The following is a 12,955-nucleotide window of genomic DNA, read 5'->3' as shown; positions in this document are numbered from 1 at the left end:
TGCGACCAAAGGAGCGAGCATGCCGGGAAGTTGGGACCGCAGAACCTTCCTCCGCGCCACCGCGGGCACCGTGGGGGCGGGAGTGCCCCTCCTGTCCGCCGCGGGCACCGCGTCCGCGTCCGCAGCCCCGGCCGGTGAGGCCGGTCAGGCCGGCGGCACCGGTCTGCGCGTCGTCCGCACGACCGTAGAGCACAAGGAGAACGTCCTCGGAACCGACGTCGCGCGCCCGATGCTCGCCTGGGAGGCCGAGTCCCGTGGGCACGGCGCACGCCAGAGCGCCTACCGCATTCAGGTGCGGACCGGCGGCAAGGACTGGGCGCGCTCGCTCGTCTGGGACTCGGGCACGGTGACCTCCGAGAACAGCGTGGGCGTGCCCTACGGCGGTCCGGCGCTCGCGCCCCGCACCCGGTACGAGTGGCGGGTCAAGGTCTGGGACGGAGAGGGCAGGGCGTCCGGCTGGAGCGCCCCGCGCTGGTTCGAGACAACGATGTCACCCGACGAGTGGGGCGCCCACTGGATCGGCGAGGCCACCCCCCGGCCACCGGACCTCACCGGCGCCTCGTGGATCTGGGCCCCCGGAGCCACCACCCAGAACGCCCCCGTCGGCCCGCGCTGGTTCCGGGCGCGTCTCGAACTGCCCGACGGGACCGACGTGGTGAGCGCCACCGTGGTCGCCACGGCCGACGACGACTTCACGCTCCACCTCGACGGCCGCCGCGTGCTGCACGCCCCCGAGCAGCAGGACGGCTGGCGGGCCGGCCGCACCGCCGATGTCACCCGGGAGGCCGGGGAGGCGGTCCGTGCGGGCCGGGACCTCGTGCTCGCCGTCGAGGCCACCAACCGACCGGGACCGTCCGCCAATCCCGCCGGTCTCGTCGTCCGGCTCATCGTGGGGACGGCGTCGGGGCAGACCCTCGAACTGCGCACGGACGCCCACTGGCTGGCCGCCGACAGCGAGCAACAGGACTGGCAGAGCCCCGCGTTCGACGACTCCGGCTGGGCGGCCGCCGTCGTGCTCGCCCCCTACGGCCAGGGGCCCTGGGGCAACGACGTCACCGTCACCACGCCCGAGCTGCCCGCGCCCCTGCTGCGCCGGGAGTTCCAGGTGCGCGGCGCCGTGCTCCGGGCCCGCCTGCGGATCAGCGGTCTCGCGTACCACGAAGCCGAGATCAACGGCCGGCGCGTCGGACGCCAGGTGCTCGACCCCGGCTTCACCGACTACGACGAGACGGTGCTGTACGCCGTCCACGACGTCACCGATCTCGTGCGCCGGGGCGCCAACGCGATCGGCGTGACCCTGGGCCGCGGGTTCTACGGCATGACCACCCCGAACGCGTGGAACTGGAACCGGGCGCCCTGGCACTCCGAGCCCCGCCTCGTCGCGCGCCTGGAGATCGACCACCCCGACGGGTCCACCACGACCGTCGTCACCGACGAGCGGTGGCGCATCACGGAGGGCCCCACCCTCTCCAACTCCCTGTACGCGGGGGAGACGTACGACGCACGCCGTGCGCCCGCCGGCTGGACGCGCCCCGGCTTCGACGACTCCGGCTGGCGCGCCGTCGAGGTCAGGGACGCGCCGAAGGGGCGGCTGAAGGCGCAGCCCCACGACGGCATCGAGGTCGTCGAGTCGTTCCGGCCGGAGCGGATCACCCGCCTCGCCTCCGGCGACCATGTGGTGGACATGGGCCGCACGATGGCGGGCTGGGCCCGGATCACCGTACGGAACCTCCCGGCCGGCACCCGCGTGACCCTCACCTACGGCGAGAAGCTGAAGGACGACGGCACCGTCCTCGCCGAGAACCCGCTCGTCCCCGGGCGCTTCCAGCGCGACGAGTACGTCTGCGCCGGCCGGGGCGAGGAGACCTGGGAGCCCTCGTTCTCGTACAAGGGCTTCCGGTACGTCCAGATCGGCGGGCTGCCCGGCACGCCCCGCACGGACCAGATCCTGGGACGTCTGGTGCACACCCCGCTGGAGGAGGTCAGCTCCTTCGCGTGCTCCGAGCCCTTCTACGAGTGGCTCGACCGGGCCATGCGCCGGACCATCCTCAACAACATGCACGGCATCCCGACCGACACCCCCGTGTACGAGAAGAACGGCTGGACCGGCGACGCCCAACTGGGCACCCCGGTGATGACCTACGCCTTCGCCATGCACCGCATGCTGGCGAAGTGGCTCGGCGACATCGCCGACAGCCAGACCTCGGCCGGGCAGCTCCCGGTGATCGTGCCGAGCGGCGGCTGGGGGTACGGCGACCTCGGCCCGTCCCCCGAGTGGACGACGGTGTACCCCTTCGTCGTCCGCGAGTTCTACCGGGTGTACGGCGACGAGCGCATCGCGCGCGAGCACTGGACGGCGCTGACCCGCTACCTGGACTGGGAACTGGCCAGGCTCCGCGACGGCCTCGCCGTCACCGCGCTGGGGGACTACCTGGCCCCCGGTTACGGCGGCAACCCGCCGGAGGACACCCGGCTCACCGCGACGGCGTACCTGCACCGGGCGCTGCTGATCACCGCCGAGCTGGCCGACGTGCTGCACGACGACGCCGTGGCCACGCGGTACCGGGAGGCGGCCGGGCGGCTGAAGGACGCCCTGAACGCGGAGTTCCTCGGCCCGGACGGCCACTACCGCACCGCCAAGGACCCCGGCTACCGGCAGACCTCGAACGCGATCCCTCTCGCCTTCGGCCTGGTGCCGGAGGACGCCCGCTCCTCGGTGTTCGCCAGCCTGGTGCGGGACGTCGAGGCGCGCGGCAACCACCTCGACACGGGGGCGCTCGGCACCAGCGTGCTGCTGCGGGTGCTGTGCGACGGCGGACGGCCGGACGTCGCCCACGCCGTGGCCACCCAGCGCACCTACCCCGGCTGGGGGTACTGGCAGGAGAACGGCGCGGACACCATGTGGGAGATGTGGCCGCGGGACTCCCGCTCCCGGGACCACTACTTCCAGGGCACCGTGGCGCAGTGGCTGTACGAGAACGTGGCCGGTCTGCGGCCGGGCGACGCCGGGTACGCCACCTTCTCCGTACGGCCGGACGCCCGTACGGGTGTCGACTGGGCCCGCACGTCGATCCGCACCGTCCGGGGCACCGCGGGCGTCTCCTGGAAGCGGACCGCGACCGGTTTCCGGATGGAGGTGGAGGTGCCGGTGGGCGCGGTCGCCGAGGTGCACGTCCCGGCGGCGGGGCCGGACGACGTGACGGCGCCGCGCGGTGCCCGGTACCTGCGGATGGACCGCGGTTTCGCGGTCCACCGGGTCACGCACGGCACCTGGGGTTTCCGGGCCCGCGGCTGACCCAGATGCGGGGGCCGGGCGGCCGGGGGAGCGTCCCCCCGGCCGCCCGGCGGCGGAAGTGCCCCGTCGTCCTCTCGGTGTGACCGTGAGGAGAGCCCCGGACGGGGTACGCGAACCGAAGGAACGACGAGCGGAGGAACCCGATGTTCGAGGCCGGTGACATCCGGGAGTGGCGCGGCCACGACGTGGTCGACGCGGAGGCGCGCAAGATCGGCAAGCTGGAGTCGGTCTACGTGGACACGGTGACCGACGCCCCCCACTTCGCCACCGTCACGGTCGGCATGCCGACCCGGCACCGCCTGGTGTTCGTCCCCCTGGTGGGGGCGACGGTCGGCCCGGGGTACCTGAAGGTCGCGTACCCGAAGAACCTGGTCAGGGACGCCCCGTCGATCGACATGGACGGTGTCCTGCCCGCCGAGGACGAGAAGGCCGTCTTCGCCCACTACGAGCTGGCCTATCAGCCCGGGGCCGCCGGCGAACGGCGGCTGGCCCGCCGCTGACGGCACCACCCTGCGGAGGCCCCCATGGCACTGTTCCTGTTCCTGCTCCTCGTCGCCGTCGTGCTCGGCTTCATCGGGGTGCTCGCCAAGGGTCTGTTCTATCTGCTGCTCATCGGCGTGCTCCTCGCGATCGTCGCCTTCCTCTACGTCGGTCTGCGTATCCGGCGGAGTGGCCGTCGTCCCACCCGCTGAACGGTCCCGGCGTCCGGTGGCCGGTACCTCGCGCGCGCCCGCGTGCGACCCGGCGTGACGGCAAGCGCTTGCGCGCCTCGAACGCGCCCCCTCGGCCTGGCGTGCGCCGGGCGTGACATCATCGCGCCGTTGGCCCGTACAACTCCTTGTCAGCGCGCGGACGTCGCCTGTATAACGTGCCTGTATAACGTTGTAAATATCCAGCAGGGACTCGGCGCCAGGCGCACGGTGACGACACCGTACCCGCACCGACCACCCGAGTCGGGCCGCTCTGAAAGGAATGCCGTGCGGGTCAGCCTCAAGGACGTCGCCGCCCACGCAGGAGTGTCCATCAAGACCGTCTCCAACGTGGTGAACAACTACCAGCACGTCACCCCCGCCATGCGCGAACGCGTGCAGCGGTCCATCGACGCGCTGGGCTACCGGCCCAATCTGGCCGCCCGTCATCTGCGCAAGGGGCGCACCGGGATCATCGCCCTGGCCCTGCCCGAACTGGGCAACCCCTACTTCGCCGAACTGGCCGCCGCCGTCATCGACGCGGCCGCCGCCCACGACTACATCGTTCTCCTCGACCACACCGGCGGACATCGCGAACAAGAGGTGCTGGTCAGTCAGGGGTTCCGGGCCCGCGTCATCGACGGCCTCATCCTCAGCCCCATCGAGCTGGAGCAGGAGGACCTGCTCGACCGGGCGGAGAACGTCCCGCTGGTGCTCCTCGGCGAGCGCGACTACGAGCTGCCGTACGACCACATCGCCATCGACAACGTGGCCGCCGCCCGCGCCGCCGTCCGGCACCTCCTCGACCTGGGGCGCCGGGAGGTCGCCTTCATCGGGGCGCGGCGGGGCCGCAGCGAGACCGCACAGTTGCGGGTGCGCGGCTGGCGCGAGGAGCTCACCGCCGCCGGACTCCCCGCCGACGACGGGCTGGTGGCCGCCACCGAGGGGTGGGGCCACGCCGACGGCGCGGCGGCGATGACCCGCATCCTCGACTCGGGCCGGCGGCCCGACGCGATCTTCGCCTACAACGACCTGATGGCGATCGGCGCGATGCGTGTGCTGTACGAGCGTGGGCTGCGCGTCCCCGAGGACACGGCGGTCGTCGGCTTCGACGACGTGGTCGAGGGGCGTTTCGGCGCGGTCACGCTGACCTCCGTGTCCCCGGACAAGGAGGCCATCGGACGGCTCGCCGTCGAGTCCGTCCTCGCTCGGCTGGGCGGCGAGGCGCCCGAACCCCGGCGCGTCTGGGCGGACTACCGCCTGGTCGCCCGGGAGAGCACGCTCGGGCGTGCCGGGCGGGAGGGCGGCGCCGAGAACTGACGGGCCGGGCGCGCCCGTGACGCCGCCTCCAGCGGCTTCCCCGCTGCTGCCGCGCCGGTGCGGGCCGGCTCGTGACGCCTCGGCGACGGGGCGCGCCGGGCCCGTCCCGGTACCGGACATCCCCCAGGCCGACCGGCCGTCGGGGGCGCTCGGCATGCCCGCGATACGTGCTCGTCGGCGCCCGCGTGCCCATGTGGCGTCGCCCCGCGGTGGTCGTCCCCGCCCATCCGCCGCGCGCTTTCCCGGTCTTGGGCGCACGGCTCTCTGCACAAGGGGTTTACAGCGTCCTTCCAACGATGTAAAAACCTCTTGCGGCGGGCTGGACAACGTTGCCCGCCGGGGGAGAGGCACCGTTTCCTCACCTGCGTCGACTCCCCAGTTCCCTTTCAGCGTCGCCCGGATCGGGGTCACCATGCAGCGCACCACTCACCGTCCTCGCCTCTTCGCCCGCCCCGGGGTCGTGGCCCTGGCCGCCGCGGTGGTCTTGACCGCCGGCGCCTGCGCGAAGTCGGAGGACGACGCGTCGAAGGACACGAAGTCCCCGGCCGCCGCGGGCGCCGAACAGAAGGTCGTCACGCCGAAGCCGGGCAGCAAGTCCTGCACCGTCGACGCCTACGGCGCGAAGAAGCTCGACCTGAAGAACGCGACCGTCGGCTTCTCCCAGTCGGAGAAGGAGGCCAACCCGTTCCGCATCGCCGAGACCCAGTCCATCAAGGACGAGGCGAAGAAGCGGGGCGTCAAGCTGCTGACGGCCAACGCCCAGTCGCAGTTCTCCAAGCAGATCAGCGACGTCCAGGACCTGCTCGCCAAGGGCGCCGACCTGCTCGTCATCGCCCCGCTGAACTCCGACGGCTGGGACCCGGTGCTCCAGGCCGCCGCCGCCAAGAAGGTCCCGATCGTCACGATCGACCGCAAGATCAACGCCACCGCCTGCAAGGACTACGTCTCCTTCATCGCCTCCGACTTCGTCGAGCAGGGCAAGCGCGCCGCCGACCAGATGATCGAGGCGACCGGCGGCAAGGGCGAGGTCGCCATCCTGCTCGGCTCCGCCGGAAACAACGTCACCACCGAGCGCACCAAGGGCTTCAAGGACCAGATCGCCGCCAAGGCCCCCGGCCTGAAGGTGGTGTTCGAGCAGACCGGTGACTTCGCCCGCGAGAAGGGCCAGCAGGTCACCGAGCAGCTCATCCAGTCCAAGCCCGGCATCAAGGGCATCTACGCCGAGAACGACGAGATGGGCCTCGGCGCGGTCGCCGCGCTCAAGGGCGCCGGCAAGAAGGCCGGCGACGTCAAGATCGTGACCGTCGACGGCACCCGCAACGCCGTCCAGGGCATCGTGGACGGCTGGATCAGCGGCGTCATCGAGTCCAACCCCCGGTTCGGGCCGCTGGCGTTCCAGACCCTGGACACCTTCACCCAGGGCAAGGACGTCCCCCAGGACATCATCATCCAGGACAGCGCGTACACCGCGGACAACGCCAAGACGGACATCGCCAAGGCGTACTGATCCACCCCGGGGGCACGGGCGACCGTGCCCCCCTCGCCTCCCCCCTCACCACGTTCCGCACCCTTCACTACCTGGAGGCACAGGTGGCACCCCCCGCCGAAGTCCTCGCCGTCCGCGGACTGAGCAAGACCTTCCCCGGCGTCCGGGCCCTGGACGACGTGGACCTCACCCTGCACGCAGGCGAGGTCCACGCCCTGATCGGCGAGAACGGCGCCGGCAAATCGACCCTCATCAAGCTCCTCACCGGCGTGTACCGCCCGGACGCCGGCGAGATCACCTTCCAGGGCGACAAGGTCTCCTTCGCGACCCCGCTGGACGCGCAGAAGGCGGGCATCTCGACCATCTACCAAGAGGTCAACCTCATCCCGCTGCTCAGCGTCGCCCGCAACCTCTTCCTGGGCCGCGAACCCCGCAACCGCTTCGGCGTCCTGGACGTCGCCCGGATGAACCGGGAGGCCGAGGAGATCCTCGTCGGCTACGGCGTCCACGTCGACGTCCGCCGGCCGCTGCGCACCCTCGGCGTCGGAGCCCAGCAGATGGTGGCCCTGGCCCGGGCCGTGGCCACCGACGCCCGCATCGTCATCATGGACGAGCCGACCTCCTCGCTCGAACCCCGCGAGGTGGAGACCCTGTTCACCGTCATCCGGCGGCTGCGGGACGCGGGCATCGCCGTCGTCTACGTCAGCCACCGGCTCGACGAGCTGTACGCCGTGTGCAGCACGGTCACCGTGCTCCGCGACGGCCGGCGCGTCCACCACGGGAACCTGGCCGACCTCGACCGGCTCTCCCTGGTCTCCACCATGCTGGGCCGCGACCTGGGCGAGGTCCGCGAGGAGGGCCTCACCAAGTTCACCGGCGACCACCACGCCGCCGACAGCGAACCCGTGTTGGACGCCGCCGGACTGACGGTGCCGCACAAGCTGCACGACGTGTCCCTGAGCATCCGGCCCGGCGAGGTCGTCGGACTCGGCGGACTGCTCGGCTCCGGACGCACCGAGACCGCCAAGGCCATCTCCGGTGCCCTGCCGGTCCGTTCGGGCCGGGTCACGGTCGCCGGGACGCCACTGCGCGGCGGTTCGGCGCCGGCCGCGATCCGCGCCGGCATCAGCCTGCTGCCCGAGGACCGCAAGAGCGAGGGCATCGTCCCCGGTCTGTCGGTCCGGGAGAACATCGCGCTCGCCGTCCTGCCCCGCCTGTCCCGCTTCGGCCTCGTCTCCGAGGCCAAGGTCGACAGCGTCGTCGACACCTTCATGAAGCGGCTGCGGATCAAGGCGTCCTCCCCGCACCAGAAGGTCGGCGAACTGTCCGGCGGCAACCAGCAGAAGGTGCTGCTCGCCCGCTGGCTCGCCATGAACCCGAAGGTGCTGCTGCTCGACGAGCCCACCCGCGGCATCGACGTCGGCGCCAAGGCCGAGGTGCAGAAGCTGGTGGACGAACTGGCCGCCGACGGCCTGGGCGTCCTGCTCATCTCCTCCGACCTGGAGGAACTGATCGAAGGGTCCGACCGCGTGGTCGTACTGAAGGACGGTGCCGTCGTCGGCGAACTCACCGGCGACGACGTCACCGAGGACAAGCTCATGCGCACCATCGCCGGGGACAGGCGCCCCGAGCCGGTGGCGAAGGAGGTGGCGAGCGATGGCTGAGGCCACCCTGCGCACCGCCCCGCTGGACCGCACCCGGGTGCTCCAGTGGCTGCAGACCTACGGCGTCTACGCCGGCGTCGCCGCCCTGCTCGTGGTGAACATCGTCATCACCCCGCACTTCCTGTCCGCGGAGAACTTCCGCACCCAGGCCGTCCAGGCCGCCCCCGTCATCATCGTCGCCCTCGGCATGGCCCTGGTCATCGGCACGGAGGGCGTCGACCTGTCCGTCGGCGCCGTGATGGCGCTGGCCGCGTCCGTCACCGCGCTCTACCTCGGCTACGGGCTGCTGCCCGCGCTGCTCGTGGTCGCGCTGTTCGCCGCCGCGGTCGGACTGGCCAACGGGGCGCTCGTCGCCCTCGTCGGCGTCCAGCCCATCGTCGCCACCCTCGCCCTCATGGTCGGCGGCCGCGGCATCGCCCTGGTGCTGCTGCCCCAGCTGAAGGACCTGCGCAACCCGTCGCTGGCCTCCCTCGGTTCGGGCGCCATCGCCGGCATCCCCTACCTCATCCTGATCGCCGCCGTACTGGCCCTCCTGGTCGCCTTCGTGGTGCGCCGCACCACCTTCGGCCGCCAACTCCTCGCCATCGGCGACAGCCGGCCCGCCGCACAGCTCGCCGGACTGCCGGTGCGCCGGGTGCTGATCCTCGTCTACATCGCGTCGGCGCTGCTGGCCGCCGTGGCCGGAGTGCTTGCCACCGCCCGCCTCCAGGCCAGCGACCCGACCTCGCTGGGCAACCTCATGGAGCTGTCGGCGATCACGGCGGTCGTCGTCGGCGGCACCCCGCTGACCGGCGGCCGGGTCAACATCGCCGGCACCGTGGCCGGAGCCGTCCTCATCCAGCTCCTCACCGCCACCCTCATCAAGCACGATCTGCCGCCCTCCTGGACCCAGATCGCCCAGGCCATAGTGATCGTCGCCGCGGTGTACGCGGCACGGGGACGGGGGAAGCGATGACCGTCACGAAAGCGGACCTACCCGTGACCACCGCGAGCAACGAACCGGCGGGGGAGACCGAACCGGTCGGCTCCGCCCGCTCCGAACGGCTGAGCGCCCTGATCCAGCAGCACGGCGCACTGGCCGTGCTGGTGATCGTCTCCCTGGTGGCGTCGTTCTCCTTCGACTCCTTCGCCACCGGCGACAACGTCGGCAACATGGCGACCAGTTCGGCCTTCCTGGCGATCGTCGCGCTCGGCATGACCTTCGTCATCATCACCGGCGGCATCGACCTGTCCGTGGGCTCGCTGTTCGCCCTCGGCGGTGTCCTCGCCGCCTGGGGATCACGCCACGGCACCCTGGTGGCGCTGCTGCTGCCGCTGCTGGTGTGCGGGCTGATCGGTGTCGTCAACGGCCTGCTGGTCGCGAAGTCCCGGCTCGCCCCGTTCATCGTCACCCTCGCCGCCATGCTCGGCGCGCGCGGGCTGCTGCTGGCCATCACGGACGAGGGCGCGGACACCTTCCTCATCGGCAAGGGCTCCTTCCTCGCCGAACTGGGGCAGGGCACGACGCTCGGCCTCGGCAACCCGGTCTGGATCACGCTCGCCCTGTTCGTCGCCGGCGCCGTCGTGCTGCGCCGCACCCGGTTCGGCCAGCACGTGTACGCGGTCGGCGGCAACGAGGACGCGGCGGCCCTGATGGGTGCCCCGGTCGCCCGGACGAAGATCCTCGTCTACACGCTGTCCGGGCTCCTCGCCGGTCTGGCGGGCGCGCTGAACGCGGCCTGGCTCGCCTCCGGCGTCACCATCCTCGGCAACGGCATGGAACTGGAGGCCATCTCCGCCGTGGTCATCGGCGGCACGCTCCTGACCGGCGGCCTCGGCTACGTCAGCGGATCCCTGGTCGGCGTCCTGCTGCTGAAGGTCATCCAGAACGTCATCAACCAGATCGGCTCCCTCGACTCCTCCTACCAGCAGGTCGTCAGCGGCGCCTTCCTGGCCGTCGTCGTCATCGCCCAGACCTGGCTGGGCCGCAGAAGGCAACTCATGTGACAGGTCCCGGGCCCGGCGGCCGCGCCCCCACGGCCGGCCGTCGGACCCGGTTCCGGGTGGCCGGACCCTCCGGCCGCCCGCCGTACGCGCACGTCTCCCCACCCCACGAAGCAAGGAGGCACGATGCGTCGAGTACCCGCAGGCCGGCAGAGGTTCGCCTGGCTGAGACGGCGAGCGCGGTGGGCGACCACCGCGCTCGCCGTGTTCGCCCTGGCCGCCGGAACGGCACTGGCGGCCACCGGATCCGCGGCCGCCGCACCCCAGGCGTGGACCCCCAAGCCGTCCCCCATGACCACCCCGTGGACGAATCAGGTCCCCGTCGACACCCCGCTGCCGGAGTACCCCCGGCCACAGCTGACCCGCCCCGACTGGGCCAACCTCAACGGCATCTGGGACTTCGCCGTCACCTCGGCGAACGCCGGACAGCCCGCCACGTTCCCCGAGCAGATCCGGGTCCCGTTCGTCGCCGAGTCCGCTCTCTCCGGCATCCAGCGCAAGATCACCCAGAACGACAAGCTCTGGTACAGGCGCACCTTCACCGTCCCCGCCGGCTGGAACGGCCGCCGCGTCCAGCTCAACTTCGGCGCCAGCGACTGGCGCACGACCGTCTGGGTCAACGGCCGGCAGGCCGGTGCCACCCACAGCGGCGGCTACGACGCCTTCTCCCACGACATCACCGACCTGCTCACCACCGGCACCAACACCCTGGTCGTCTCCGTCTGGGACCCCACCGAGACCGGCACCCAGGCCATCGGCAAGCAGCGCATCCGTGACGTCGCCCCGCACCCCGGCGGCGGCATCCTCTACACGGCGGCGTCCGGCATCTGGCAGACCGTCTGGCTGGAGCCCACGGCCTCCGCGTACGTCAGCCGACTCGACATGGTGCCGGACCCGGCGAACAACCGCCTCAAGGTCACCGTGCGAGGCACCGGGACGAACGGTCACCAGGCCCGCGTCACCGTCACCGCCGGCGGCACCACGGTGGGCACCGCCACCGGCCCGGTCGGCAGCGAGTTCACCGTGCCGGTCCCGAACCCGCGCCTGTGGACCCCGGAGGACCCCTTCCTCTACGACGTCAAGGCCGACCTGCTGTCCGGCGGCACCACCGTCGACTCCGTCGGCAGCTACACCGGTATGCGCACCATCGCCCTCGCGAGCGTCGGCGGACACCAACGCCCGGTGCTCAACGGGAAGTTCGTGTTCCAGACCGGCACGCTCGACCAGGGCTACTGGCCGGACGGCGTCTACACCGCGCCCACCGACGCGGCGCTGCGCCACGACCTGCAGAAGCACAAGGACCTCGGCTTCAACATGGTCCGCAAGCACATCAAGGTCGAACCGCAGCGCTGGTTCTACTGGGCCGACCGCCTCGGCCTGCTGGTCTGGCAGGACATGCCGTCCATGGAGCGCACCCCCGACGCCGCCGCCCGCACCCAGTGGGAGGCCGAGTACCACCGGATCATCGACCAGCACCGCAGCTCCCCGTCACTCGTCCTGTGGGTCAACCAGAACGAGGGCTGGGGCCAGTACGACCAGGCCCGTCTCGCCGACGAGGTCAAGGCGTACGACCCCTCCCGTCTCGTCGACAACATGAGCGGCGTCAACTGCTGCGGTGCCGTCGACGGCGGCAACGGGGACGTCGTCGACCACCACGTCTACGTCGGCCCCGGCACCACCGTGCCCAGCGCGACCCGCGCCGCCGTCCTCGGCGAGTTCGGCGGTCTGGGCTTCAGGGTCGCCGGGCACGAGTGGTACCCGGGCGGCGGGTTCAGCTACGAGGACCAGCCCGACCTCGCCCATCTGAACAACCGGTTCGTGGGCCTGATCGACGCGATCCGCGAGGTCCGGATGCCGCGCGGCCTGTCCGCCTCGGTCTACACAGAGATCACGGACGTCGAGAACGAGGTCAACGGCCTCCTCACCTACGACCGTCAGGTGGTCAAGGTGGACGAGGCCCGGGTGCGCGCCGCCAACCGGGCCCTGATCGACGCCTCGCGCGGGACGACGGCCCCGCTCACCCTGCCCGTCGACCAGTACCGGTCCCTGCGGGTCACCACACCGGGCTACACCGACCGGTACATGCGCCACAAGGACGGGGCCGTCTTCACCGAGGTGGTGAACTCCGGCAGCGCCGTCCTGCTGAAGGACGACGCCACCTGGCGGATCGTCCCCGGACTGGCGAACAGCACCTGTTACAGCTTCGAGTCGCGCAACTACCCCGGCCAGTACCTGCGGCACCGGGAGTACCGCGTCTACAAGGAGGCCGGCAGCGGCGACCTGTACCGCGCCGACGCCACCTTCTGCCCCGTTCACGGCGCCGACGGAGGCGTACGGCTGTCCGCCTACAACTTCCCGGAGCAGTACCTGCGCCACTACAACGCCGAACTGTGGCTGGCCACTCCGGGCGGCACCCACACCTGGGACAACCCGGCCCGCTTCACCGAGGACACGACCTGGGCCGTGGAGGCCCCCTGGGCACCGTGACCATGCGGTAGCCGCCCGCCCGTCCGTTCCT

The 12,955-nt window shown here is 71.7% G+C and carries 9 protein-coding genes; all 9 read left to right on the top strand.

All coding sequences use genetic code 11. The annotated features are described in order from the left end of the window. Positions 1-19: 19 nt before the first annotated feature. The 9 genes from ADL34_RS11030 to ADL34_RS10995 all read left to right on the top strand — a co-directional run bounded on the left by ADL34_RS11030 (position 20) and on the right by ADL34_RS10995 (position 12,924). Positions 20-3,295, top strand: a complete 3,276-nt coding sequence (locus ADL34_RS11030; RefSeq protein WP_062672384.1) for a family 78 glycoside hydrolase catalytic domain — start codon at positions 20-22, stop codon at positions 3,293-3,295. Positions 3,296-3,438: 143 nt separating this feature from the next. Beyond that, a complete protein-coding gene (locus ADL34_RS11025; RefSeq protein ID WP_062672386.1) occupies positions 3,439-3,795 on the top strand; it encodes a PRC-barrel domain-containing protein in 357 nt (118 codons plus the stop codon). A 24-nt stretch (positions 3,796-3,819) separates the two neighbouring features. After that, positions 3,820-3,987, top strand: a complete 168-nt coding sequence (locus ADL34_RS36345) for a hypothetical protein (protein WP_179199377.1) — start codon at positions 3,820-3,822, stop codon at positions 3,985-3,987. A gap of 285 nt (positions 3,988-4,272) precedes the next feature. Further along, positions 4,273-5,304, top strand: a complete 1,032-nt coding sequence (locus ADL34_RS11020) for a LacI family DNA-binding transcriptional regulator (RefSeq protein WP_062672388.1) — start codon at positions 4,273-4,275, stop codon at positions 5,302-5,304. Between the two features lie 412 nt (positions 5,305-5,716). Then, complete coding sequence (locus ADL34_RS11015; RefSeq protein ID WP_062672390.1) at positions 5,717-6,811, top strand: ABC transporter substrate-binding protein; 1,095 nt, start codon at positions 5,717-5,719, stop codon at positions 6,809-6,811. An 83-nt stretch (positions 6,812-6,894) separates the two neighbouring features. Continuing rightward, positions 6,895-8,454: a sugar ABC transporter ATP-binding protein gene (locus ADL34_RS11010; RefSeq protein ID WP_062672391.1), complete on the top strand. Its 1,560-nt coding sequence runs from the start codon at positions 6,895-6,897 to the stop codon at positions 8,452-8,454. Next, complete coding sequence (locus ADL34_RS11005; RefSeq protein WP_062672393.1) at positions 8,447-9,409, top strand: ABC transporter permease; 963 nt, start codon at positions 8,447-8,449, stop codon at positions 9,407-9,409. Before ADL34_RS11010 ends, ADL34_RS11005 begins: the two co-directional genes overlap by 8 nt. Next, on the top strand, positions 9,406-10,440 hold the full coding sequence (locus ADL34_RS11000) for an ABC transporter permease (protein ID WP_199835552.1): 1,035 nt from the start codon (positions 9,406-9,408) through the stop codon (positions 10,438-10,440). Before ADL34_RS11005 ends, ADL34_RS11000 begins: the two co-directional genes overlap by 4 nt. Positions 10,441-10,563: 123 nt before the next feature. Beyond that, positions 10,564-12,924, top strand: a complete 2,361-nt coding sequence (locus ADL34_RS10995; RefSeq protein WP_079034382.1) for an AbfB domain-containing protein — start codon at positions 10,564-10,566, stop codon at positions 12,922-12,924. The last annotated feature ends 31 nt before the right edge of the window (positions 12,925-12,955 follow it).

Origin of the sequence: Streptomyces sp. NRRL WC-3605 (assembly GCF_001509795.1) — a bacterium.
Classification (GTDB): domain Bacteria; phylum Actinomycetota; class Actinomycetes; order Streptomycetales; family Streptomycetaceae; genus Streptomyces; species Streptomyces viridochromogenes.
This window is presented reverse-complemented; position numbering and strand designations above follow the sequence as displayed.